Raw genomic sequence first — 23,457 nt, forward strand, 5'->3', positions numbered from 1 at the left:
GCAGAATATTAACTTACCGATAATGATACGATTATTTATCATAAAAACATGTCGATCATACAGAGTAAGATAACGCTGCTATTTTTTCGTGATGTTATTTCCCATTGAGCAGCGGTAAATTTTCCAACATTGTTTTAAGATTAATAGCATCCCATGGAAGATGCTCCGCGATGCCAATACCAACAATAGTTGTCAACTCGTTAACCTGTTTAATTAACGTTACCACCTCGCTGATTTCCAGCTGTCCTTTACCAATGCCATCATAGTCACTTTCATTTGCAGACGGGTTAGCAAAAAGCACGGAACGGAAGTTTTTATAATTCAGTACATCAAGGTCAAAATGGATCGCCAGGCAAGTGATGCCTTCACGGTTAATCCATTCACGAATTGTGCTAAAGCCAGCTTTTACGTCTGCTGGTGAACAGGTGTTGATACCTTGCGCGGCAATAAATTCCTTTTCATACTGGTTGGGATTATTAATCCCGGCAATCATCACCCGGTTTCCGGCAACCGGGGTGCTTACCACTGACGTCAGGTCGCTATCACCATGCCCCATCAGCGCGCCCAACACATGGGCATGAGAATGACTGAATTGTGCTGGTGACATAACGTCAGGATGTGCATCAAGCCACAGGATACCAAAGTTGTCGTTATAGCGCTCACTAAGCCAGGCAAAGGGTGCAAGGTCGACCAGACAATCACCGCCGAGAACCACGATTTTATCCGGTAGATGTTGCTTAATAGCGGCCTGAGCACCGTGCAGTTGGTTAACAATCTGTTGGCGCCCCATGATGCCATTTTCATTAATCAGGGAATGATCTGCTGCCGCCACAGGAATATGGATTACCGGTGAGCTGGTTTCTGGCGCCAGCCATGCCAGCAACTCAGCTCCGAATTTATAGGCCGGATTGTTGCCACCCTGCCATTGCGGCATTACCAGGCGGATGGTTTTTGCATTCGTCATCAGGCGCTTTTCCTTAGAAGCTGGAGGTAACGGGGCTCTCACTTTCGCTCACCATTTTGGGTTGTTTTTTAAAATGAATGAACGTTCATTCATTAAGCTAGCGCTTTTTTTTACGGTTGTCTATAGCCAAAGGGGGTTAACAGATGCTGACGGGGTGTGAAGTTATGACTTACGCACCGGCTGTCAGGCGCGAAAAGGCGGCGGTCATGCAGTCGCGGGACGAACTATCAAACGACCAGAATTTTTTCTACCAGACGGTTAAACCCAGGCATATCACGCTCCAGATTAAAATCAGTGTTGATGGCTTTTCTGGCAATCAAACCATCAATTAGCGCAAACAAGGCGATAGTCGAGGCTTCCAGATCGAGATCGCCAGCAAAATCGCCACGTGCGATCCCTGCAGAGATAATACTCTTGATCCCATCACGCATGATCTTATCGGTGAGAATAAAGGTTTCCCGCACGGTTTGATTACGTGAAGATTCTGCAATGATCTCAACCCATAATCGGTGATCTGCCGGATAGCCGACTTCGTTTATGCAGGATTTCATCAACTGACAAATACGCTCAAACGGAGAGCACTGATAAGACAGGGTATAATTTTGTAATGCGGTGTGTTGCTCTTCCATTACTATGGCCGTAATCAGCTCGCCCTTGCCTTTGAAATAGGTATACATTGCTCCCTGACTCACCGCGGCGCGGCGGGCAATATCACTGACGCTGGTGGCATTAAAGCCCTTTTCAGAGAAACACGCTGCGGCAGCAGTGATAAGGCGGTGATAGGTTGCTGATTTTTCGCTGGTCATAGTGAAAGGCTGGGTTGCGGAGTCATGGCTACCGTACAGTAGATTAAAAAAGTTGTCCATGACTGGCCACCATGGCTGAACCACTAATATGCTGCCAATGGCCGCATATTAGCGCTAAATCAGAAATCCGCTTTCAGCACTACGCGATAATTGGCTTTGCCGGCGCGAACATGTTCCAGAGCATCGTTGATTTTCGACATCGGGAAAAACTCAACTTGTGGCGCGATATCGGCACGCGCTGCCAGTTTCAGCAGCGAACGCAGCTGGCCTGGTGAACCGGTTGACGAACCGGTTATCGCTTTGTCACCCATAATTAACTCAAAGGCGCTTACCTGGAATGGCTTCATTACCGCGCCAACGGTATGGAATTTGCCTTTAGGCGCCAGCGCAGTGAAATAAGGTTTCCAGTCGAGATCGACGGCAACGGTGCTGAGGATCAGATCAAAGCGACCTGCCTGCTTTTTCAGCGCTTCCGCATCGCGGCTGTTTACCACTTCATCGGCACCCATATCAAGAATCGACTGCTTCTTGGCCGGGGTTGAGCTGAAGGCGACCACTTCCGCACCCAGAGCGCGCAGTAGCTTAATGGCGATATGCCCCAGACCACCAATCCCGATTACGCCAACCCGGCTGGTTGCCGTGATATTGCTCATCAGCAGGGGTTTAAACACCGTTATACCGCCACAGAGTAGCGGTCCGGCGCTGGCGGCATCCAGTTTTTCCGGCAGCGGGATTACCCATTGCCAGTCGGCGCGCAGTTTTTCAGCGAAACCACCGTGGTTCAGGATGGTGGCGGTGGTGCCGTGCTGGCAGTTCACCTGTTCTCCGTTAATACAGGCATCACAGTGCTGGCAGCTTTTTGCCGTCCAGCCGATACCGACGCGCTGTCCGATTGACAGCCCTTTGTTGGCGGCGGCGGCGCCCAGCGCGCACACCCGGCCAATCACTTCATGGCCGGCAATGGTCGGGTAGCTGGAAATCCCCCATTCGTTGTCGATCATCGACAGGTCGGAATGGCAAACGCCGCAATATTCGACCTCAACTTCCACTTCCTCGGCACTCAGCGCGGCTGCATCATACTCGTACAATTCCAGCGCCTGACCGGCTGCCATTGCTGCATAACTCTTAATTTTCATATCTGGCCTCAGATTCGGTTTTAGATCCTCGGGTGAGTGTAGCGGCTTAAGCCGGGGAATAAGTGCTACAGGAGGAAAGTTTTTGCCCTGAGGAGGAATTAACTGTTTCAAAATTATACGCAATTTCCCGATATGAGCGGCCATCTCAGACCTCAGGCCGGTTGATGCCAGCCTGAGATCCCCCGGTATCAGGTCCCCCAAATCCGTAGGCGCGGAATTTATTCCGCCCGGAGTCATCGGACACAACCGGCACGACAAACCACGGACAAAAAAAAGCCTGCCATCCGGCAGGCTTATTAACTGATTTCCGCACAGGGTCAGACGGCGAAAACCCGCACCATATCACGCAGAGCCTGCGCCTGCTCCGCCAGCGACTGTGCGGCGGAAGTGGCTTCCACCACCAGGGTGGCGTTTTGCTGGGTGACACCTTCCATCTGGCTGACGGCGACATTGACCTGCATAATCCCCAGGCTCTGTTCGCTGGAGGCAAGGGAGACCTCATCGATCACATCGGCGACGCCGTTAATCGAGCTGATAATCCCTTCAATAATTTTGCCGGTACTTTCCGCCACATCCGCCCCTTCGTTAACCAGCTGCACGGATTCATCAATCAGAGTCTTAATCTCTTTCGCGGCCAGAGAGCTGCGTTGGGCAAGGGTACGCACTTCACCGGCTACCACGGCGAAACCGCGTCCCTGTTCTCCGGCTCGAGCGGCTTCCACCGCAGCATTCAGCGCCAGGATATTGGTCTGAAACGCAATCCCCTCAATCACTGAAATAATGTCGGTAATTTTACGTGAGCTGGTCGAGATACTGCCCATGGTGGCGATCATATGTTTCACCGCCTCTTCGCCATGCTGGCTCTGCTCGGAAGTGCCACGCGCGGCGCGGGTAGCGGCAGTGGCGTTGTCGGTGTTCAGTTTGACGGTCGCCGTCAGCTGCTCCATGCTGGCTGCGGTTTGCTGTAGCGCTGCGGCCTGCTCTTCGGTGCGCGAAGAGAGTTCAGTGTTGCCGCCGGCGATTTCATCGGAAGCCAGCGAGATCGACTCTGCACTGAGCTTAATATTGGCGACAATTTCCCGCAGTTGACTCTGCATATTACTCAGCGAGTACATCAGACTTGACCGATCGCCAGCCACTAAAGGAATTGGCTGGGTTAAATCGCCAGCGGCGATGGTGGCGGTAACTTGCTGTGCCAGCGCAGGTTCCCCGCCGAGCTGCTTCAGCACGCTGCGGGTAATCAATGTTGAGCAGAACAGCGCCGCCACTACGGCAATTACCGCCAGGATAGCGACGATGAACCAGACTTTCTGGTAGACCCGGTCGGAAGTGGCGGCGGTGTCATCGTTCATACTGTTTTCAAATGCCACCAGTTTATTAAGGTTATTTAGCCACTCACGTTGTCCTGCGCGGGCGTGATCAAGTAAGAAGGCTGTCGCCTCTTGCTGCTTGCCTTGCACGGCCAACTCGACGGCTTTAGCCATCATTGGCAGCGCTTCAGCTTCACTTTTTTCAATGACGGCAAACATGTTATTTTCAAAATCAGTGGTGGTTGGCGAGCCATCAAATAGCGCTTTAAGTTTTTGTTTATTTTGCTGGTAGATCGCCGTTTGCTTCTGGAACCTGTCCCATTCGACATCGCGCTCTGCTTTATTCTGCAGCAGAACAATGTTACGCATCGCAATCGCCCGATCCTGCACGCTGGCGGCCATCGCGGTGACATACTGGGTTTCAGGCTGGTTAACCTGGGTTATATCATCAAGATTTGACTTAATCTGACCCAGCCCAATCAGGGCCGCTCCGGTAATGATTGCCAACAGGATAATCATTAAAAAAAACGAGCCGTAAAGGCGAGTAGAAACTTTCATTTTGTACCCCGAAGGCGAAGATGTGTCCTTGGGTATCGGCATCAGGGGTTAATACTTCATCAGGCTGAATAACAGGCGAGAAACAAAGATGCGGGAATCTGGGAGAGGTCACAAAGGTAATAGAGAAACCAGCAGCATCTGGCATCAGATTGACGTCAGTATCACAGTTTTATCGGCGTAAAGCGTACGCTTCGAAGCGATAAGCGGCTAACTTTACCGATTAACGCAGCGTTGCCAGATTAATTTGCCACTGGTTCAGTTTGTTATATAACGCAGTACGGGAAATGCCGAGGATAGCGGCTGACCGGCGCAGGTTACCACCCTGTTGTCTGATCACCGCGATAATATGCAGCCGTTCACTGTCTGCCAGCCGGGCAGATGAGGTGGCCGGGGGGGCGGGCGTCATGTGCCGCGTCATCTCCTCGGGCAAATCTGCCAGCGTAATCATCATGCCATCACACATGTTAATCATTCGTTCGACCAGGTTTTCCAGCTCGCGCACATTGCCCGGCCAGTGCCAGGCCATCAGGCAGACACTGGCTTCTGGTGACAGTTGCGGATTCGGACGTTTCAGCCTGGCGCACTGTTTGTCACTAAAGTTTGCCACCAGTTCAGGAATATCTTGCTGTCGCTCACGCAACGCCGGTACGGCAATCGAAATCACGTTGAGCCGGTAGTAGAGGTCGCGGCGGAATGAGCCATTTTCTACCGCAGTGATCAGATTACAGTTGGTGGCCGCAATAATTCTGACATCCACTTTAGTCGGGTACGCCGCACCAATACGTACCACTTCACTCTCCTGCAGTACGCGCAGCAAGCTGGTCTGTGCTTCCAGTGGCATCTCTCCAATTTCATCCAGAAACAGGGTGCCGCCATCAGCCAGTTCAAATTTACCGGCAGAGCCGCCACGACGTGAGCCGGTAAAGGCGCCGTCTGCATAGCCAAACAGTTCGCTTTGTACCAGGTCGCGCGGTAATGCGCCGCAGTTGACCGCCACAAACGGCTCATTTACCCGCTGGCTGGCATTGTGTATCGCCTGGGCAAACAGTTCTTTTCCGGTACCGCTCTCCCCATTCAGCAGCACCGTGCTGTCACTGCGCGCGCTGGTGCGCGCTTTATTTATCGCATCCTGAATGGCCGTTGAGTGGCCGCGAATCATTTCAAAGGTATAGCTGGCGCTAACGCCCATCACCCGTCGGGTGATGGCCCGGATACGCTGGTTCTCCCGCAGTGACAACACGCGCCCGTCGCCAGGCGCTGGCATGAGTGATACCAGACAGGAGATCCGTTGCTCCGCCGTCGGATGAAAGGTCATTTCACGGTCATTGCAGAATCCCATCGTCAGTAAACTGCCTGACTGCGGGTTGAGCGCCTGATCGATAGTAATGTCATGCAGCTGAATATGGTGGAAGATCTGTCTGGCGTAGCGGTTGACGGTTTTGATCCTGCCGTGGCGATCAAAGACGATCACCCCTTCATTCAGCGTTTCCAGGATCGAGGTTTGTTCCGCCAGTAGCCGCCGCAGAGTCAGTTGTTGGCCAATCGCCTCCGCTGCTGCCTGCACGGTACCCAGAGTATGGGTATTAAAGTTATCCGGGCTGGCAGTCAGGGTTAACACGCCAATCATTTCACCTTCGCTATTGCGCACCGGTGCTGCGGCACACTGGCGCTGGCGCTGGCGCAGAGGGATCTTCCAGTTCTCGCTACTTAGCACATACACCAGTTTTTTCTCCTGCAGGCAGCGCCCGGTACAGTTGGTACCCAGCACTGATTCACGCAAAATGCTGCCCACTGGCGTCATATCAAGGCCGCAAAATGACAGGGTGACACCATTAGCGTCAGTCAGATTGATATGTCCATCCGGGTTGTAAGCCAGCAGGTTTTCCATCACCTCGCGCGCCACGTCGATCAGTTCGGCATTGTTTAACAGGATGCTCTCCAGCTCCGCCGGTGCCGGTGAAATATAGTCAAAATCATCGGGGCTAATCGCCGCCTCTCTGGCGCGCTGCCATGAGGAAAAGATCGCAGCGCGCATTCCGCTGACCGGCTCACCGGCAATAAATTTCAACCAGTTCTGCCATAACGCTTTGTCCACCCGTCTGGCCTGCTGACCTTCCGGCAGGCTGAAAATCCCCTCAGTGGTATCACTGGCCGGCGACACGTTGCTCATCCGTACTCCCGTATAGCGCAGAGAATGTTCATTTTATGGACATGTTAAGTTGACATGTAAATTTTATTGGCATGTCCTGCGCGTTATCTGTGGCGGAATTCACAAATATTCGCTGAATGGGGTTGGCACAGCTTTTGCGTTAATGCCTGGGTGTTCCCTACAGCTGAAAAATAAAATGAAGGAGTTTGCATGTCCGCTATAACGAAAACGCGAGTTGGTCTGATTGGTGCCGGGCGCATGGGTAGCTTCCATGCCACCTCGCTGGCGCAGTGCATTCCCGGCGCGGTACTGGCGGCAGTCGCCGATCCAGTGTCCGGAGCCGCACAACATCTGGCGTCGTCCCTGGGGGTAGCTAAATATTTTACCGATCCACAGGCGATGCTGGACGATGCTGGTATCGATGCGGTGGTGATTGCCGCACCTGCCCGAACCCATGCGGAGCTGGTGATTGCGGCGGCGCGTGCCGGGAAGCATGTATTTTGTGAAAAACCGATGGCGGTAACGCTGGAGGAAGCAGATCACGCCATTGCTGCCGCCAGCCGGGCCGGGGTGGTGTTGCAGGTCGGGTTCAACCGCCGCTTTGTTTCCGGTTTTGCTGCTGCACTGGAGGAGATCGCTGCGGGTCATATCGGCAGCGTCCAGCTGTCACGTTCGGTGACGCGCGATCCGCAATTGCGTGATCCGGCATCGATCCCGCAGTGGACCATTTTCCTCGAAACCCTGATCCATGACTTCGATACGCTGTTGCATTTTAACCGCGGTGCCAAACCAGTTGAAGTGTATGCCATCGCCGATGCGCTGGTGCGTCCTGACTTCAAAGAGAAGGGATTGCTGGACACCGCGGTGGTTACCATGCGCTTTGATAACGGAGCAATTGCCACCGCTGAAGCCAACTTTCAGGCGGTATACGGCTATGACGTACGCGGTGAGGTGTTTGGCAGCGCCGGGATGATGCAGGCCGGAAATATTAACCTGAACAACTGTATACGTTACAGCCCGCAGGGAATCTCTATTGACACTTCGCGTCAGGATACTGATTTGCTGCGCGATGCCTATATCGCCGAGCTGACGGAGTTTGTTCACTGTATTCACACTGGTGCTCAGCCACGCGCCAGTGGCGAAGATGCCCGTTGCGCTCTGGAAATTGCCCTGGCCTGTATTGCCTCGGTGCAGCAGGGTAAACCGATCGCTTTACGAGGATAAGTTATGGCGAGTTATTCGTTATCTGTCTGTGCAGAAATGGTTTTTCTCGATTTGACGTTGGTGGAACGTGTTCAGCGTATCCATCAGATGGGATTCGGCGTCGAGATCTGGAGCTGGGCTAATAAAGATATTGATGCCCTGGCGGCCACCGGGGCGCGCTTCACCTCAATGACCGGCTATTTGTCCGGCAATCTGACCGATGATGCACAGATTGAGGCGTTACTGAGCAGCGCGCAGGAGTCGCTGGCGGTGGCGCAGCAGCTGAATTGTCCGGGACTTAATCTGCATGGCACCGGTCTTGACGATCAAGGGCTGCCGGTAACCCCCGTCGCCGTGGTCAGCGGCGCGATGTGGTTAAAGGCTGGCGAGACGCTGCGCCAGCTGGCGGCGATGGGCGAGAAGGCGGGCAAAGTGTTTACCCTGGAAAACCTGAATACTGCCGTTGACCATTCGGGCACCCCGTTTGCCAAAGCCAGTGACACCCTGGCGCTGGTGGAAGCGGTAAACCGTCCGGGATTAAAAATGAATCTCGATCTTTACCACGCGCAAATTGGCGAAGGCAATCTGATTGAACTGCTGCAGCGTAGCGGCGCGGCAATAGGTGAAATTCAGGTGGCGGATGTGCCGGGTCGCTTTCAGCCGGGAACCGGTGAAATCAACTACCGCGCCATTGCCCGTGCGCTGAACGCAATGGACTATCGCGGTGTGGTGGCATTGGAAGGCTGGGCGCAGGGCGACAGCGTGGCAGCCCTGGAGCAGTTCCGCGATCACTTTACCCTTTAATCGTAAATTGTCGCGGTGGTTTACCGGCAGCATTCATCGTGCCCGGATCAGGAGCGACATGTTTCACCGGGCGGTAGCTATGCCGCCCATAGCATGATCTGGTTTTGCCCTTCTATATAACAATAATCACCTCAACCTACAGGAATTCATCATGAAAATGAGAAGCGTGCTGTTTATCGCACTGAGTGCCGTAATTGCCTTTTCCTGCCAGGCAAAAGAGCTGCGTGTCGGTGTAGCACTGGCGAATTTCGATCTTAACTTCGTTTCTATTCTGCGTACGCAGATGGTGGAGGAAATGAAGCGGCAGCAGATTGACGGGCAGTTTGTTGATGCCAAAGGCGATGTGGCTCTGCAGGTACAGCAAGTTGATGATTTTATCAATCAGGGGGTTGATGCCATTATCCTCAACCCGGTCGATACTCAGGGGGTGCGGCCGATGATTGATGCCGCTACCCGGGCCCATATTCCGCTGATTTTTGTTAATCGCAAACCCGAGGTGAAGCTGCCGGCCAATATGTCCTATGTGGGTTCAGATTCGGCGGAGGGCGGTAAAATGCAGATGGAAGCGCTGGCGAAGAGAATGAACTATCGCGGCAATGTGGCGATTCTGATTGGCGCACTGTCCAGTGAGGAAGCGCGCGAGCGTACGCGTGCCGTCGAAGCAGTGATCGCCAAATACAAGGAGATGAAAGTGGTCGAGAAGCAGACCGCAAAGTGGCAGCGTAATGAGGCCGTGGATATTGTCTCCGGCTGGATACTGAATGGCGCGCCAATTGATGCCATTGCAGCGAATAATGATGAGATGGCGATTGGCGCCATTATGGCGCTGTCGCAGGCAAAAAACCGTCATATGCTGGTAGCGGGGATTGATGGCACACCCGACGGCCTGCAGTTTGTCAAAAATGGACAGATGGCGATAACCATTTTTCAGGATGCTGCGGGTCAGGCCAAAGGTGCGGTGCAGGTGACTAAAGCGATGCTTGATAAGCAAAAAACCGAAACCTACAACTGGGTGCCGTATCAACTGATTAACCAGCAGAATTATCAGCAGTTTGTTGATCGTAACCAGAAATAGTCATCCATTACCGGGGCGTTTTACTGCGCCCCGGTTAAAAGCCGTTTAGCTAAACTCAACCCAGCTGGCGCCGCTATCGGCAGAACGCACGCAGTTTTCGACCCAGCGAACGCCCATCAGACCCGCATGAACGTCGGGATACCAGAAGTTCTCCAGCAGCTTAGCGTCGCCGCGATCGCTGGCATCCATCGCCATGGCGAAACGACGATACAGATTCGACCAGGCCTCAAATAAACCTTCCGGGTGTCCGCCGCCAATACGGTCCTCTGCCAGCGCGCGCGGCTCGAGATAAGGCATGCCGCGTTCCAGAATGCGTACCGGCTCGCCCTGAATTTCGTAGCGTAACTGGTTCGGCTGCTCATCCCACCATTCGATACTGGCTTTGGATCCAATCACGCGCACTTTCTGTCCATGCATCGAACCGCAGTTCACCGCCGAACACCACATTGAGCCGACCGCGCCATTATCATACTCCATCAACACATAAGCGTTATCTTCCAGCGGAGCACGGCTTTTGACAAAACTCTGACGGCAGCACATCAGGCGTTTAATGGTTAAATCCGGCACCATGGTTTCGGCAATAAACAGCGGATGGGTCGCCAGATCGCCCAGTACGTAGCTGGGCCCGACAAAACGCGGATCGACACGCCATTTGGTACTCGGATTATCCAGCTCCACCGCTTCAGCATGGAAACCGTGTGCGAACGACATATTGATAATACGGATATCGCCGAGTAATCCTGCGGCGATCATTTCCCGTGCCTGATGGATCAACTGATGTCCGGCATAGCCATAGGTAACGCCGATGATCTTGCGTTGACGGGCGCAGAGATCTTCGAGGATCCGCGCTTCTTCAGTATTGAAACAGAGGGGTTTTTCGCATACCACATGCAGCCCGGCCGCCAGCGCGGCGCGGCAGATGGCAAAATGGGTGTTGTTCGGAGTGGCAATCGACACCGCTTCGATGCCATCGGCGCGTTTTGCCTCTTCGGCAAAAAACGTCTGATAGTCCGGATAACAGCGATCTTCGGCGACGCCAAGTGAACGGCCAAAGGTTTTACCGCGTTCTGCATCAATATCAAATGCGCCAGCGAGCAGGGTAAAACTGCCGTCACGCAATGCCGCTGAACGATGAATATAGCCAATCTGGCTGGTGCCGCCGCCGCCGACCATACCCCAGCGCAGCGATCTGTCGAGTGGTTTAATACCGTTAATCATGATGTTCTCCTCATTAAAACCCGACGGAATGCAGATAGTTCAGGCTGGCAGTGACATCGCGCAGACTGGTTTCAACGTTGCGTGGGTCACGCTCCTGTTCGATGGTGATCCAGCCCTGGTAAGCGCGCGCGATCAGCAGGTCATACACCGCCGGATAATCAATCGCCCCGGTACCCAGCGGGCACATCACCCCTGCGGCACAGGCGCTGAAGAAGTCCAGCTCCTGCTTCAACGCCTGCTCAAACACTTGCTGATTCACATCTTTAAAATGCAGGTAATCAATGCGCGAAAAATATTTGTCGAGGGAGGCCAGCGGATCCATCCCGGCATAGTACAAATGCCCGGTATCGAGACACAGTCCGGCCAGCTGATGGGGAATATCCGTCACCAGTCTTTCCAGTTCGTCGGCGAACTCAATGCAGCCGCCAGCGTGCGGATGGATCACCGGGCGTACGCCATACTGCTGCTGCGCGATGGTGCTGATGGTCGTAATGTGTTCCATCATGCGCTGCCAGTCGTCATTACTCAGGCGTGGCGCTTGATGGTACTGACCGGCCAGCCTGGCGCGTTCGGGATTGCCGAAATCAATAATCACCAGGTAAGGGGCCGGCGCGTTTACGCCACAGGTCTTGTCGGCGGTGGGTACTTCTGCCAGGGTGCGGCAGAGGTTATGGGTCAGTGTCACGATATTGTCGAAATTTGCGTCACTGACCAGATCGTCAAAAATGGTACCGGCAACCAGTGATAACTGATACTGGTTAAGGGCCGCCGTAAGTTGTTTGCTGTCGGTCGGCAGATAGCTCCACGGACCGGACTCAATACTGCGGTAACCCGCCTGCGCCGCCTCTTTCAGTACCTTTTCCCATGGCGGTAAAAATGGGTTTTTCGGGTCATCAACCCCCCAGCTACAGGGGGCGTTAGCAATATGTATCGTCATAATATTTTCTCCATTATCGGCGAGTAACCAGGAGCGCCTTGCGGCTGGCGGCAGCCTCCAAATGCTGGGGGAGGAGTTCCTGTTTAGGGTTATTTCGCCGCAGTATTAAATAAAAATTCCAAAAGCAGCAATGATGGAATCTTTGTTTTTTGATGGCGATCATATTATTTGTGATAGTTTTAATGATGTAAAACTATCATTTTATGACAAAAAAGGGCCGGAGGAGAGCCACCGGCGTGGGGAAGATGCTGTAAATCCTACAGCATCAGGAGGTTAGCAGTTTTCCGGCGTTAGCAGTTCGAATGCACTGTTGAGATGGATAAATCCGTGCGCGGGCTGCAGCACGCTTTGCCGGAAAGCGTCGATCACCTGCGCAGACAGTTCGGCCAGCCGGTGATTTATTATCAGATCAATCTCGCCGTTAATCAGCGCCAGAGGGTGTTGGTGAAAAGGGCCGTGGCAAACCATGGTGATCGCCTGCTGTCTGCCACTCTCTTGCAGTGCGGCAACGACGCCTTCAATACCGCCGCAGGGGGCGTAAATCACGGTTAGATCCGGGTGCGCCAGCAGTAACTTCCGCGTGGCCTGATAGCCGCAGTCAATATTTTCCCGGCTGCGAATCGGTTCCAGTACCTGGTAGTCCAGCGCGCGTTCACGCAGATAAGAGCGGAAGCTAATCTCGCAGGTTTCCTGACAGGAAAACTGATTATCGCCGATAATAATCCCTATTTCGCCGACATTATGCCCCAGTTTCTCCACCGCCCAGGCGGCGGTTCTGCCGGCTTTACGGTTATCCAGACCGATATAACCGCTATGGCCGCAGGGTGACAGATCCGAGAGTAATGCAAACACTTTCACCCCTTTGCGCGTCACTTCCGCTACCGCATGGCGGATTAACGCATTATCCAGCGCCACCAGACCGATAACCTCAACGCGCGTCGCCAGATCGCGGATTTTCGCTGCCGTTTCTTCAATGGCATCAATCGCATGAAAGCAGAATTCGGGCGGGTGATCATCATCATGCCATGGCGCGGCCTGCCGACGCAGCTGGTCGCAAAAACTGCCATAAAAGGAGTAATCCCCGGGCAGCAGGATAAAGCCCATTTTGATCTTCGCCGCGCATTCAGCTGGCGCGACGACGGCGGCATCAGCTGGCGCAAAGCGATAGCCAAGACGCTGTGCGGCGGCCAGCACTTTGCCTGCGGTCTCCTGACGTACCGGCGCGCGGCGGTTCAGTACTCTGTCGACAGTGGCGACGCCTACCCCGGCTTCCCGGGCAATATCCCTGATAGTGCTATTTTTCATCAGTGGTCAACTCTGCGCTGTATTTGATAGAAAATTATCACGTGCGGCGGATCGATTAAAGCACTACGCCACCAGCCGGTGCCAGCTGCGCTATATTTGTGACATCAGGCAGCCATTCACTTGTGCGGAGGAAGTCATTATGAGTTCTGATATGCGTGAACTATTACGCCAGTTGAACGCGCTGGCAGGCCCCTATCTGCCCTTCGATACTGCCGTCGCTCCGCGTCAGCCGGAAGTGCTGTTCGCTGAATGGTTGCGTATGGCGATTGATGCCGGTATCCGTGAACCCCATGCGATGACCTTATCCACCGTCGACGCTGATGGCAGACCCGATGCGCGGATACTGATTCTGAAAGATGTTGATGAGCATGGCTGGCATTTTGCCATCGCGCGCAATAGCCCGAAAGGCCAGCAGCTGGCCCATTCACCGCAGGTGGCGCTGACTTTTTACTGGCCTTTGCTCGGCCGTCAGGTGCGGATCCGTGGTGAGGCGCTGGACCGCGGGGTGGAATACCAGATCAGCGATTTCCTCGCTCGTCCGGCAGCGTCACGCGCCGTCGCCTTACTGGGGCGGCAAAGTGAGATTCTGGCTAATGAGCAGGATCTGGCGGACGGCCTGGCGCAACAGCAGCAACGGCTGGTGGACCATCCGGACCTGGTGGCGCCGCAATGGGCGGTGTATGCGGTAAAAGCGCACAGTATTGAGTTTTGGCAGGGGGACGAACAGCGGCGGCACACGCGTTTACGCTATGTGCGTGAAGATCATAAATGGCGAAAGGAGCGTCTGTGGCCATAAAGCGGCAGCCAGCAGAAGTGGCCCCCTCAGCAGGCTGAGGGGGCCGCCGCCTTACTCGTTAATATTCGGGTGCTGGTTAATCAGATGTTTTCGTTTCGCTTCCAGCTCAGCAATTTCATCACTGATATCTTCGATTTTTTGTTCGATATTATCGTGATGCTCCTGCAGAATTTCCTTCGCCTCCGCCAGATCGGAAGCTGCCGGTGTCGCGCCGCGTAGAGGTTTATTGGCGGTCTCTTTCATCGTGATACCGGTGATCAGGCCAATAACCGCCACCACCATCAGATAGTAAGCTGGCATATAGAGGTTGCCGGTAGTTTCCACTAACCAGGCGGTCAGCGTTGGCGTCAGACCGGCAATCAGTACCGAGATATTAAAGGCGCTGGCCAGTGCGCTGTAGCGGATATGCGTCGGGAACATGGCCGGCAGGCTGGAGGCCATCACCCCGGTAAAGGCGTTCAGGATCACCGCCAGAATCAGCAAACCGGCGAAAATCAGGCCGATAACGTTACTGTTGATCATCATAAAACACGGAATGGCGAAGATGATCAGCGCGATACTGCCGATAATCACAAACGGACGACGGCCAAAACGGTCACTCAGCAGGCCCATCACCGGCTGCACAAACAGCATACCAATCATAATCGCGATGATAATCAGGACACCGTGATCTTCCGAGTAGTGCAGGTTATGCGACAGATAGCTCGGCATGTAGGTCAGCAGCATATAGTAGGTGACGTTGGTGGCAATCACCAGACCGATACAGGCCAGCAAACCTCTCCAGTGCTTAGTGGCAATCTCTTTAAACGAGACCTTCGGGCCTTCACGCAGACCATCGCGGTCGCCTTGTTCCAGCTTATCGACATGCTGCTGGAAGGCTGGCGTCTCTTCCAGCGCATGGCGCAGATAGAGGCCGATAATACCCAGCGGCAGCGCGAGGAAGAACGGGAGACGCCAGCCCCAGTCGAGGAACCGCTCTTCACCAATCATCGTGGAAAGCAGCACCACCACTCCGGCACCGAGGACAAAACCGGCAATCGAGCCGAAGTCCAGCCAGCTGCCCATAAATCCACGCTTGCGGTCTGGCGAATATTCCGCCACAAAGATCGAGGCGCCGGTGTATTCCCCGCCAACCGAGAATCCCTGGGCCATTTTTGCCAGCAACAGCAGGATCGGCGCCCAAATACCAATACTGGCATAGGAAGGTATCAGGCCGATAGCAAAGGTACTGACCGACATAATGACAATGGTGATGGACAGGATTTTCTGCCGACCGTATTTATCACCCAACGCGCCAAAAAACAGGCCGCCGAGCGGACGAATCAGAAAGGGTACGGAGAAGGTCGCCAGTGCGGCGATCATCTGGATGCCAGGATCGGCGCCGGGAAAGAACACTTTACCGAGCGCATAGGCCACAAAGCCGTAAACGCCAAAGTCGAACCACTCCATGGCGTTGCCAAGGGATGCCGCAGTGATAGCTTTACGTAATCTTGCGTCATCGATGATGGTGACATCATCTAACTCTATTGGTTTTACACGCTTCCTACGTAGTTTCATATAAATCGCCCTGTAGTGACCCAAAAGTGAAAATTTTCACTGACCCGGCGCCTGGGGTGAGCCGGCGGACCTGGGCCAGGATAAAATTTTGATGACATTTGCCAGCGATGACAAATCAGTACCAACAGACACAATTTCGCCCGGAAATCGCTACGTTGTGACATTACAGTATATCGCCTGTATGGCTATATATGTAATTTTCAGTCAGTTTATCTCGGTGGATGCAGGACAAAAGCACCGTGTGGAGGCGGCTTAACAGCGTAAAAATACGCTGTGCCAGCAGGATTGAGGGTGAAAAAAGCCTGACTATGGATTTATCGGCTGCGGTATTTTTGCGCAGATATCCGTCCGCCAGAGAAAGTCAGCCGGCTGGCGACCCTCGTCATGCATCCAGCGGATAAAGGTATCGTTGTCCATCGGCCGGGCATACAGATAACCCTGAATATAGCCGACGCCATGATTTCGCAGATAATTGTACTGCAATGGCGTCTCTACCCCCTCGCCGAGGATCCGTAGCGCCAGCTTATGGCTGAGATTAATAATCGCATCCAGCACCGGGGTTTCTCCGGCAATCGATTCGATGGAATTGATAAAGCCGCGATCGATTTTCAGGTAGTCGAGTTCAAAGGTCTGCAGGTAGGAGAGGGAGCAATTCCCGGTGCCGAAATCATCAATGGCGACTTCAATCCCTTCACGCCGCAACATCGCCAGCTTTCCCGCCACTTGTTCACCTTCACTGATCAGGCTGCGCTCGGTCAGTTCCAGCACAATCACCGGTGACTTATCCGCCACGCGGGCGGCAAAGCGGCGGATATCGTTAACAAAGCACGGGTGCTGCAAATGCTCAGCTGCCACGTTAATGCCCAGATGAAATTTTGGCGCCACTGGCCAGCTGGCGATATCGCGGGCAATCAGCTCCAGCAGGTGCTGCGTCAGCGGAATAATCATACCTTCTGCTTCGGCGGCGGCGATAAACACGTCGGGGCGTACCCATTCGCCATCCGGACGTTGCCAGCGCAGCAGCGCCTCGGCGCCAGCGTAACTGCCCAGTGAAACATCATAAACCGGTTGGTAATTAACCGAAAACTGGCGACTGGCGATGGCACGGCGTATCTCGTCCTGGTAGGACATCCGGCGTTTCAGCCAGTTGCTGGCCAACCCCACGGATAATAAAGAAAGAATCGCCGCCATCGGCAGAAAAGTCAGGAATACCTGGCGCCAGGCCTTAAAGGCTTTTGACACCGGCGAGGTAACGCTGACATTGATCGGGTAGCGCTGCGAACTGGCGCGGTAGATAACATTGTTGAACAGAGGGCTGTCGTCAGTTTCAATATTCCCGCTGTCAATGCGGAAGCCATCATTAAACTGCAACGATACCTGGTAAGCGTGCGGATCGCCCACGGCGCGCATAAAATCGAGCAGGTACTGCGCGTCAACCAGCGCGTAAGCGCCTTCACCCTCCGGTTTTTGCCGGTAAAAAAGCACCGCCGGGCGCGTGGGTGCGCCAGCCGTGCCGGGAACCGAGCGCAGCATCTTCAGCGGAATAGGGTAATCGAGGGGATAGTGAATCATCTCGTTGATGGTGCCGGGAGCCAGACCAAAGGCTGAGGAACAGAGTACGACGTTTCCCTCGGTGATGCCGACTGAGCGAAAATAGGAGACGATCGAGCCGAGTCGCTGGATATCCTTGCCAACTGAGTTACAGGCATGGTGATCGTATTGCTGTAGCTGATTAACCATATTCCATGCCTGATCGCTGATATTTTCCGCGTGCTTTATCACCATCATGGCGGTACTGATTTGCTGGTGCCTGGAGGTTTGCTGTGCTTCGACAAAGGTAAAAAAGATACCCAGCAGCAGTGGCAACAGACCCGCCACCAGCAAAACAAGCCAGCCGCGATCGCGCGTCTTTCTTATTGATGCCACCACTGTGTACCCCTTGATGAGTTTAACGCGAGCAATTGGTGGCTGCCCTGCGGTGTATCTGCCACAGGGACGGCATCTGTGCTGCACGTTCGCGCCCGCTGAAGAAGATCAGGAGCCATTAATCTGCTGATTATATTTATATCTTAGGCCATCGCGCTATCTTACCGTCAGATAATGTCGGGTTCGGGCAATTTTCCGTGAAATCGGTATTAGATGGTAAAAAATTGATTTTGCCCGGCAGAATTGTCTGGCTACAACCGGGCTTATTCGCCAGCGCCGGCTGGCCATTGTATTGCTCCGCGGAATAGAAACCGATATTGTTTTCTGACGCACATAGCTTCGCCGGTGATTTGCCGCGAACCCGGGAGAATCAAAATGAAACTCAGTAATATTCCGTTTGCTACCACCGCATGGTCGGCGATTGCGCCAACGGAGCATAAAGGTGAAAAAGGCGTCGCCCTCTGGAGAACGCAGCAATTTGACGAGGTGCGGGTCAGAATGGTTGAGTACAGCCCCGGTTATTTTGCTGACCACTGGTGTTCAAAAGGTCATATTCTGCTGTGCCTCTCCGGTGAATTGCATACTGAACTGGAAGACGGGCGCGTATTTACTCTGCAGCCTGGCATGAGTTACCAGGTCGCCGATCAGGCGGAAGCCCACCGTTCCTGGACCGATGAGGGCGCCAGGCTTTTTATTGTCGATTAATATCGGCTCCCGTTGCTGGCATGCCAATAAAATAACTTGATTAGGAAACGATCGTTTCCTATATTCATCTGATGAAAAATGCTGGCTCCGCTTTATCCCCCCGCCGTAGTCCTGGCCGACCACGCGAGTTTAATCTCGACGAGGCGCTCGATCGCGCAATTAATCTGTTCAGTGAGCAGGGCTATTATGGTACTTCGATTAGCGATCTCAGCAGGGTAATGGCCGTGACCGCTGGCAGTTTATACAAAGCCTTCCCCGATAAGCATGCCCTGTTTCTGGCGGCCCTGGATCGCTATTTACAGGTACGCGGCGATCATCTGACGGCCCGACTGGCAGGGCTGAGCAGCGGCAGAGAAAAGATCGAAGGGATATTGCGCCATTATGCGGAGTACAGCTTTGGCGAGCGTGGCGAGCGTGGCTGTCTGGTGGTCGCCAGCGCCAGCGAACTTGCCAGTAGCCACGCAGATATCGCCCGGCGTATCGCGCAGCTGATGGCCCGCTACCGTCAGCGGTTTCAGCTCTGTATTGAGCAGGGGCAGCGGGAGGGAGCGATCCCTGCAGGTATTGATGCGCAGGCGGTGGCGGGCATGCTGCTGTGTATTACCCAGGGAATGCGGGTGTTGGGTAAAACCGGCGCCAGCGAGAGTGAGATAACCAGCCTGGTGAATATCGCTATGACGCTGGTTAGCTGAGTTTTTTTGCTACATTAGGAAGTGATCATTTCCTAATTAATTTGAGGAGAAGCTGATGACCGCCAATTCACACGCTGTGGACAGCGTGATCAAGCCGTTTGACCCGACGACTTTCTGGCAGCAGTTCCACCACGCGTCCGCTGCGGTAAACGGCACGCGCTACCATTATGTTGCTGGCGGCAGTGGTGAGCCAGTGTTGCTGATCCCCGGCTGGCCACAAAGCTGGTATGCGTGGCGTTATGTCATGCCGCTGCTGGTGGCCGCCGGACGCCGGGTCATTGCCATTGACCCGCGCGGCATGGGGGATTCCGCACATCCGTCGGGAGGATATGATATGACGACGGTCGCGCAGGATATTCATCAACTGATAACCCTCGTGGCTCCTGGCGGCGTCGATGTGGTGGGTCATGATATTGGCAGCTGGATCGGCTATGCGCTGGCCTGTGACTGGCCGCAGGACGTCAGACGACTGGCGCTGTTTGACGCCGCCTTGCCTGGTATTACGCCGCCAGCGCCAGCCGGTATCCCGACGGCAGAAGCGAATGTGAAGTCCTGGCATTTTGCTTTTAATCGTCTTGATGATTTGCCCGAGCTATTGATCAGCGGTCGTGAAAGGGCGTTTCTTGGCTGGCTGTTCGCGGCGAAAGCCAGCAACAACTGGGCGATCGACGGCGCGGATCTTGATGAGTATGTGCGGGTAAATCAGTTACCGGGAGCATTGCGGGCTGCCCTAAGCTATTACCGCACCGCGTTTAGTCCGCAGGGTTTAGCCGCCAGCCAGCAGCGGGCCATGCAAAAACTGTCGCAGCCGGTGCTGGCATGTGGCGCAGAACAGGGGGTTGGCGAAGCGCTGATTAACACCTTACGCCCGCTGGCCGATGCGGTTCAGGGCCAGCTATTTGCCGCTACCGGCCATTATATCCCGGAAGAGGCGCCCGCTCTGCTAGTGCAGACACTGCTGGACTTTTACCGCCACCGCGCAGACTAGCATGCTTTTTTACCCGGCCGGCCATCGCTCAGCAGGATGGCCAGCTTACTGCCGCCGGGGGTGGTCTCCATCAGGATCTTACAGACGCTGGTCAGCGGCACCGACAGCAGCATTCCCACCGGTCCCAGCAGCCAGCCCCAGAAGATCAACGACAGAAACACCACCAGGGTCGACATACCGAGACCACGCCCCATGACCCGGGGTTCGAGGATATTGCCGAACACCATATGGATGGCGGTAAACAGGGCTGCCACCAGCGCCGCATCGTAAACGCTGTTTAGCACCAGCGCCTGAATCAGTGGCGGGATGCCGGCGATAATCGGCCCGATATTGGGAATAAAGTTCAGCACAAAGGCCACCACTCCCCATAACAGGGCGAACTTCACCCCCAGCAGTAATAAGCAGAGCCAGACGGCGACGCCGGTCGCCAGACTGAGCAGGGTTTTTAGCGCCAGGTAGTGGGTGACGCCTTTTAGCGCCTTATGCATTCCGGCAATGCGAATTTGCGGGTTTACCAGCGCGTTGCGCAGTTTGTAGGGCAGATGACGCACCTCAAACAGCATAAAAATTACCGTCAGGATCAGCAGCACAAAATTGGTCATGGCGCCGGAAAACTGCGTCAGCACGGTCGTGGCGACATTCATCAGCGCGTTGGGATCGAGTCGGGCGGCCAGCGCGGAGGCGGAGATATTGATATGGATACTGGCCGCCAGATGCTGCACTACCGCCAGCTTCTGTTCGAGGGTGGCGCGGATCTGCGGATAGAGATCGCTGAATTCATTCACTGAACTGGCGAGCATCGCCACCAGCAGGGTGATAACAATTAAAATCACCACCATCACCAGGGTGATGGCCAGACTGCGGCGCAGGCCACGGCGCATCAGTAACGTCACCAGCGGATTAAGCACGATGGCGAGAAAACAGGCCAGCAGGAAGGGTACAATGATCTCTGTCGCTGCGCGGATGCCGGCAAGGATGACAACCAGCAAGGCCATTTTTAGCAACATATTCTGGCCAATTTTTTCCTGCTGTGGTGCGGTCATGGAGTCTCCTGAAATGGTTTGCACCACAAGTGTAGCCGCTGTGGGCTTAACATCCTGATTTTAGGAGTAATGGAAATTCGCCTGCCGGGTCATTGCCCATTTGTATGACCACAACGGTTTAAAAACGCGTATAGTTATTTTTCAGCACGACCCATCATCAGAACGCGAGCCTTAAATTTCATGTCAGAGCAACCTGCAACGGAAGCTGCCCAAAGCGGAATTCGCTTAAATCTGCGCATTATCTCCACGGTTATTTTTAATTTCGCCAGCTATCTCACCATTGGTCTGCCGCTGGCGGTTCTGCCCGGCTATGTGCATGACGTTATGGGCTACAGCGCTTTTTGGGCCGGACTGGTGATTAGTCTGCAATATCTTTCCACGCTGTTAAGTCGTCCGCATGCCGGCCGTTATGCCGATCTCTGGGGACCGAAGAAAGTGGTGATTGTCGGTCTGTGCGGCTGTTTTCTCAGTGGGGTTTTCTATCTGCTGGCGGCCCTGAGCGCCGGCTTACCGTTGCTGAGCCTGGCGCTGTTATGCGCCGGACGGTTAATTCTCGGGGTTGGACAAAGCTTTGCCGGTACCGGCTCAACCCTGTGGGGCGTCGGTATGGTCGGATCGCTGCATATTGGCCGGGTGATTTCGTGGAACGGTATTTTCACTTATGGCGCGATGGCGATTGGTGCGCCGCTCGGGGTACTGGTTTATCACTTTGGCGGCTTGCTGTTGCTGGCGCTGATCATTATGGCAATTATCGTTATCGCCATCGGCTTTGCCTTGCGGCGTCCGGCGGTGAAGGGCAGTAAAGGCAAGCCGCTGCCATTCCGTGCGGTACTGGGAAAAATTTATGGCTTTGGCCTGATTCTGGCGATGGGCTCTGCCGGTTTTGGCGTGATCGCGACTTTTATTACCCTGTTTTATCAGGATAAAGGCTGGCAGGGGGCCGCTTTTTCCCTGACGATGTTTAGCGTCGCCTTTGTTGGTACCCGCTTGCTGTTCCCCAACAGTATCAGCCGCCATGGCGGGTTAAAGGTGGCCACTTGTTGTTTCGCTGTCGAAGCGATGGGGCTGTTTCTGGTCTGGGGGTCGGTGCTGCCGTGGATGGCGCATCTTGGCGCCTTTCTTACCGGCGCCGGTTTCTCGCTGGTGTTTCCGGCGATTGGCGTGGTGGCGGTGAAGGTGGTGCCACCGCAAAATCAGGGCAGCGCGCTGGCGACTTACACCACTTTTATGGATTTATCTCTTGGCATCACCGGGCCTGTCGCCGGCTTCATTATGGGCTATCTCGGCGTACCGAGTATTTACCTGTTAGCCGGCCTGCTGGTGTGTCTGGCGCTGGTGGTGACCTTACGGATGCAGCTACGGGCGGCATAACGTATCGGCAACGTCCGGCACGGGCGGCGTTTATACCGCCCGTATGGCATCTTACTCCTGCAGTAGCGCGATACTCTGACGGATTTCGCGCTCAATATCCGCTTCGCTCCAGCTATCCAGCAGCGAGGAGAACGGCTCAAAAGCGTAGATGCCGGTATAGCCCAGACGCTCCAGACGCTGTACCTGGGCCACGCTGTTCAGCAGATCGCCGTGACTTAGCATAATCCGTTCTTCATCGGTCAGTTGCGCGGTCGGCCGGCTATCCTCTACCCCGGACAGGTGCACCAGCCCAATGGCATTGATATCGATACCCGCTTCGAACTCCTGCTCCGCTTGTTCATACAGATGGTGATGGAAGGTATCCAGTACGATCTTAAACGGTAGCTGGCTATCGCGGATCAGCGCCTGCGCCTGAACCGCAGAGCGTAATGAGCTGACCGGGAAGCCCAGCGGTTCCACCAGCCCCTGAATACCATACTGCGCAAACAGCGGCGCCAGTTGCTTCATGGCTGCCATCGTCTCCTGATCGGCAATCGCGCTGCCGTCGTTTAACGGGCAGAGTACCAGCGCTTTGGCGCCGACGCCCTGTGCGTCTTTCAGCAGACCTTCCGCCTTTTCCAGCAGCGCATCGCTAATCTGATTAAACGGATAGACTGCATTAATGGTGACAATTTCCAGATCATACTTAGCCGCCAGCGCTTTCACTGCGGCATGGCTGAGATTATCGGTTACCTTGCCGCCCGGCATATCGTTACGCAGTTCAACTTTATTCAGACCCAGTCGGTGCACCAGCTTAAAAAACGACTCTATGGACAGTTTTGGGGCAATTTTACGGTTAATACAGAAACGGGTCGGATCGATGGCCATGCTGTTGCTCCTGCAAAATAGGGGGCTGGATAGTGGTGGTAGTCAAT

At 54.4% G+C, this 23,457-nt stretch carries 21 protein-coding genes; 9 read left to right on the forward strand and 12 right to left on the reverse strand.

Annotation, left to right across the window (positions count from 1 at the left end; all coding sequences use genetic code 11):
* Window positions 1-94 precede the first annotated feature (94 nt).
* The 5 genes from JWF83_RS04345 to JWF83_RS04365 all read right to left on the reverse strand — a co-directional run bounded on the left by JWF83_RS04345 (window position 95) and on the right by JWF83_RS04365 (window position 6,944).
* A complete protein-coding gene (locus tag JWF83_RS04345) occupies window positions 95-1,006 on the reverse strand; it encodes an arginase family protein (RefSeq protein ID WP_413648940.1) in 912 nt (303 codons plus the stop codon).
* A 185-nt stretch (window positions 1,007-1,191) separates the two neighbouring features.
* A complete protein-coding gene (locus JWF83_RS04350) occupies window positions 1,192-1,770 on the reverse strand; it encodes a TetR/AcrR family transcriptional regulator (protein WP_413649167.1) in 579 nt (192 codons plus the stop codon).
* Between the two features lie 119 nt (window positions 1,771-1,889).
* Window positions 1,890-2,906, reverse strand: a complete 1,017-nt coding sequence (gene ahr, locus JWF83_RS04355; RefSeq protein ID WP_413648942.1) for an NADPH-dependent aldehyde reductase Ahr — start codon at window positions 2,904-2,906, stop codon at window positions 1,890-1,892.
* Between the two features lie 317 nt (window positions 2,907-3,223).
* A complete protein-coding gene (locus tag JWF83_RS04360; RefSeq protein WP_413648943.1) occupies window positions 3,224-4,774 on the reverse strand; it encodes a methyl-accepting chemotaxis protein in 1,551 nt (516 codons plus the stop codon).
* A gap of 220 nt (window positions 4,775-4,994) precedes the next feature.
* The gene (locus JWF83_RS04365; RefSeq protein ID WP_413648945.1) at window positions 4,995-6,944 is read right to left on the reverse strand and encodes a sigma-54-dependent Fis family transcriptional regulator; all 1,950 of its coding nucleotides are present in this window, start codon (window positions 6,942-6,944) and stop codon (window positions 4,995-4,997) included.
* Between the two features lie 189 nt (window positions 6,945-7,133).
* Here JWF83_RS04365 and JWF83_RS04370 point away from each other — a divergent pair, with 189 nt between their 5' ends.
* The 3 genes from JWF83_RS04370 to JWF83_RS04380 all read left to right on the forward strand — a co-directional run bounded on the left by JWF83_RS04370 (window position 7,134) and on the right by JWF83_RS04380 (window position 10,005).
* Window positions 7,134-8,147 (forward strand): Gfo/Idh/MocA family oxidoreductase, encoded by a 1,014-nt coding sequence (locus JWF83_RS04370; RefSeq protein ID WP_413648947.1) that lies wholly within the window; start codon window positions 7,134-7,136, stop codon window positions 8,145-8,147.
* A gap of 3 nt (window positions 8,148-8,150) precedes the next feature.
* Entirely contained in the window at window positions 8,151-8,930 is a 780-nt protein-coding gene (locus tag JWF83_RS04375) for a TIM barrel protein (RefSeq protein ID WP_413648948.1), read from the forward strand.
* Window positions 8,931-9,081: 151 nt separating this feature from the next.
* A complete protein-coding gene (locus JWF83_RS04380; RefSeq protein WP_413648949.1) occupies window positions 9,082-10,005 on the forward strand; it encodes a substrate-binding domain-containing protein in 924 nt (307 codons plus the stop codon).
* Between the two features lie 45 nt (window positions 10,006-10,050).
* Here the strand turns inward: JWF83_RS04380 and JWF83_RS04385 are convergent, their stop codons facing one another.
* Together JWF83_RS04385 and JWF83_RS04390 are read right to left on the reverse strand one after the other, a co-directional pair.
* Window positions 10,051-11,223 carry a Gfo/Idh/MocA family protein gene (locus JWF83_RS04385; RefSeq protein ID WP_413648950.1) on the reverse strand — a complete coding sequence of 391 codons (1,173 nt, stop codon included), beginning with the start codon at window positions 11,221-11,223 and terminating at the stop codon, window positions 10,051-10,053.
* 13 nt (window positions 11,224-11,236) lie between these two features.
* Window positions 11,237-12,160: a TIM barrel protein gene (locus JWF83_RS04390; RefSeq protein WP_413648951.1), complete on the reverse strand. Its 924-nt coding sequence runs from the start codon at window positions 12,158-12,160 to the stop codon at window positions 11,237-11,239.
* 130 nt (window positions 12,161-12,290) lie between these two features.
* Here JWF83_RS04390 and JWF83_RS04395 point away from each other — a divergent pair, with 130 nt between their 5' ends.
* Window positions 12,291-12,437 (forward strand): hypothetical protein, encoded by a 147-nt coding sequence (locus tag JWF83_RS04395; protein WP_413648953.1) that lies wholly within the window; start codon window positions 12,291-12,293, stop codon window positions 12,435-12,437.
* Here the strand turns inward: JWF83_RS04395 and JWF83_RS04400 are convergent.
* Window positions 12,434-13,465 carry a LacI family DNA-binding transcriptional regulator gene (locus tag JWF83_RS04400; protein WP_413648954.1) on the reverse strand — a complete coding sequence of 344 codons (1,032 nt, stop codon included), beginning with the start codon at window positions 13,463-13,465 and terminating at the stop codon, window positions 12,434-12,436. The genes JWF83_RS04395 and JWF83_RS04400 overlap by 4 nt on opposite strands.
* 139 nt (window positions 13,466-13,604) lie before the next feature.
* On the opposite strand from JWF83_RS04400, the gene JWF83_RS04405 reads away from it, so the two are divergent.
* Window positions 13,605-14,261 (forward strand): pyridoxal 5'-phosphate synthase, encoded by a 657-nt coding sequence (locus JWF83_RS04405; protein WP_413648956.1) that lies wholly within the window; start codon window positions 13,605-13,607, stop codon window positions 14,259-14,261.
* Between the two features lie 51 nt (window positions 14,262-14,312).
* On the opposite strand, the gene proP is transcribed toward JWF83_RS04405, so the two are convergent.
* Together proP and JWF83_RS04415 are read right to left on the reverse strand one after the other, a co-directional pair.
* Window positions 14,313-15,818, reverse strand: a complete 1,506-nt coding sequence (gene proP / locus JWF83_RS04410; RefSeq protein WP_413648957.1) for a glycine betaine/L-proline transporter ProP — start codon at window positions 15,816-15,818, stop codon at window positions 14,313-14,315.
* Window positions 15,819-16,124: 306 nt separating this feature from the next.
* Window positions 16,125-17,747 carry an EAL domain-containing protein gene (locus JWF83_RS04415; RefSeq protein WP_413648958.1) on the reverse strand — a complete coding sequence of 541 codons (1,623 nt, stop codon included), beginning with the start codon at window positions 17,745-17,747 and terminating at the stop codon, window positions 16,125-16,127.
* Window positions 17,748-18,119: 372 nt separating this feature from the next.
* Between JWF83_RS04415 and JWF83_RS04420 the strand changes: the two genes are divergently transcribed.
* The 3 genes from JWF83_RS04420 to JWF83_RS04430 all read left to right on the forward strand — a co-directional run bounded on the left by JWF83_RS04420 (window position 18,120) and on the right by JWF83_RS04430 (window position 20,129).
* A complete protein-coding gene (locus tag JWF83_RS04420) occupies window positions 18,120-18,449 on the forward strand; it encodes a DHCW motif cupin fold protein (RefSeq protein ID WP_413648960.1) in 330 nt (109 codons plus the stop codon).
* A gap of 71 nt (window positions 18,450-18,520) precedes the next feature.
* On the forward strand, window positions 18,521-19,141 hold the full coding sequence (locus JWF83_RS04425) for a TetR/AcrR family transcriptional regulator (RefSeq protein ID WP_413648961.1): 621 nt from the start codon (window positions 18,521-18,523) through the stop codon (window positions 19,139-19,141).
* 55 nt (window positions 19,142-19,196) lie between these two features.
* The gene (locus JWF83_RS04430) at window positions 19,197-20,129 is read left to right on the forward strand and encodes an alpha/beta fold hydrolase (protein WP_413648962.1); all 933 of its coding nucleotides are present in this window, start codon (window positions 19,197-19,199) and stop codon (window positions 20,127-20,129) included.
* Here JWF83_RS04430 and JWF83_RS04435 read toward each other — a convergent pair.
* Window positions 20,126-21,172, reverse strand: coding sequence for an AI-2E family transporter (locus tag JWF83_RS04435; protein WP_413648964.1), 1,047 nt, complete (start codon window positions 21,170-21,172; stop codon window positions 20,126-20,128). The two genes, JWF83_RS04430 and JWF83_RS04435, sit on opposite strands and share 4 nt — an antisense overlap.
* A gap of 180 nt (window positions 21,173-21,352) precedes the next feature.
* Here JWF83_RS04435 and JWF83_RS04440 point away from each other — a divergent pair, with 180 nt between their 5' ends.
* A complete protein-coding gene (locus JWF83_RS04440) occupies window positions 21,353-22,543 on the forward strand; it encodes an MFS transporter (protein WP_413648966.1) in 1,191 nt (396 codons plus the stop codon).
* Between the two features lie 51 nt (window positions 22,544-22,594).
* Here the strand turns inward: JWF83_RS04440 and JWF83_RS04445 are convergent, their stop codons facing one another.
* Window positions 22,595-23,410, reverse strand: a complete 816-nt coding sequence (locus JWF83_RS04445; protein WP_413648967.1) for a TIM barrel protein — start codon at window positions 23,408-23,410, stop codon at window positions 22,595-22,597.
* Window positions 23,411-23,457 lie beyond the last annotated feature (47 nt).

It is taken from the genome of Pantoea sp. B65 (assembly GCF_047308185.1).
Classification (GTDB): Bacteria; Pseudomonadota; Gammaproteobacteria; order Enterobacterales; family Enterobacteriaceae; genus Erwinia.

What these genes read in the sequence shown, in the direction of transcription:
- JWF83_RS04350 (WP_413649167.1), bottom strand. Translation starts at nt 1,770, where the DNA reads ATGACCAGCGAAAAATCAGCAACCTATCACCGCCTTATCACTGCTGCC.
- JWF83_RS04425 (WP_413648961.1), top strand. Translation starts at nt 18,521, where the DNA reads ATGAAAAATGCTGGCTCCGCTTTATCCCCCCGCCGTAGTCCTGGCCGA.
- JWF83_RS04435 (WP_413648964.1), bottom strand. Translation starts at nt 21,172, where the DNA reads ATGACCGCACCACAGCAGGAAAAAATTGGCCAGAATATGTTGCTAAAA.
- ahr (WP_413648942.1), bottom strand. Translation starts at nt 2,906, where the DNA reads ATGAAAATTAAGAGTTATGCAGCAATGGCAGCCGGTCAGGCGCTGGAA.
- JWF83_RS04375 (WP_413648948.1), top strand. Translation starts at nt 8,151, where the DNA reads ATGGCGAGTTATTCGTTATCTGTCTGTGCAGAAATGGTTTTTCTCGAT.
- JWF83_RS04445 (WP_413648967.1), bottom strand. Translation starts at nt 23,410, where the DNA reads ATGGCCATCGATCCGACCCGTTTCTGTATTAACCGTAAAATTGCCCCA.
- JWF83_RS04395 (WP_413648953.1), top strand. Translation starts at nt 12,291, where the DNA reads ATGATGGAATCTTTGTTTTTTGATGGCGATCATATTATTTGTGATAGT.
- proP (WP_413648957.1), bottom strand. Translation starts at nt 15,818, where the DNA reads ATGAAACTACGTAGGAAGCGTGTAAAACCAATAGAGTTAGATGATGTC.
- JWF83_RS04370 (WP_413648947.1), top strand. Translation starts at nt 7,134, where the DNA reads ATGTCCGCTATAACGAAAACGCGAGTTGGTCTGATTGGTGCCGGGCGC.
- JWF83_RS04365 (WP_413648945.1), bottom strand. Translation starts at nt 6,944, where the DNA reads ATGAGCAACGTGTCGCCGGCCAGTGATACCACTGAGGGGATTTTCAGC.
- JWF83_RS04440 (WP_413648966.1), top strand. Translation starts at nt 21,353, where the DNA reads ATGTCAGAGCAACCTGCAACGGAAGCTGCCCAAAGCGGAATTCGCTTA.
- JWF83_RS04420 (WP_413648960.1), top strand. Translation starts at nt 18,120, where the DNA reads ATGAAACTCAGTAATATTCCGTTTGCTACCACCGCATGGTCGGCGATT.
- JWF83_RS04400 (WP_413648954.1), bottom strand. Translation starts at nt 13,465, where the DNA reads ATGAAAAATAGCACTATCAGGGATATTGCCCGGGAAGCCGGGGTAGGC.
- JWF83_RS04380 (WP_413648949.1), top strand. Translation starts at nt 9,082, where the DNA reads ATGAAAATGAGAAGCGTGCTGTTTATCGCACTGAGTGCCGTAATTGCC.
- JWF83_RS04385 (WP_413648950.1), bottom strand. Translation starts at nt 11,223, where the DNA reads ATGATTAACGGTATTAAACCACTCGACAGATCGCTGCGCTGGGGTATG.
- JWF83_RS04405 (WP_413648956.1), top strand. Translation starts at nt 13,605, where the DNA reads ATGAGTTCTGATATGCGTGAACTATTACGCCAGTTGAACGCGCTGGCA.
- JWF83_RS04390 (WP_413648951.1), bottom strand. Translation starts at nt 12,160, where the DNA reads ATGACGATACATATTGCTAACGCCCCCTGTAGCTGGGGGGTTGATGAC.
- JWF83_RS04360 (WP_413648943.1), bottom strand. Translation starts at nt 4,774, where the DNA reads ATGAAAGTTTCTACTCGCCTTTACGGCTCGTTTTTTTTAATGATTATC.
- JWF83_RS04430 (WP_413648962.1), top strand. Translation starts at nt 19,197, where the DNA reads ATGACCGCCAATTCACACGCTGTGGACAGCGTGATCAAGCCGTTTGAC.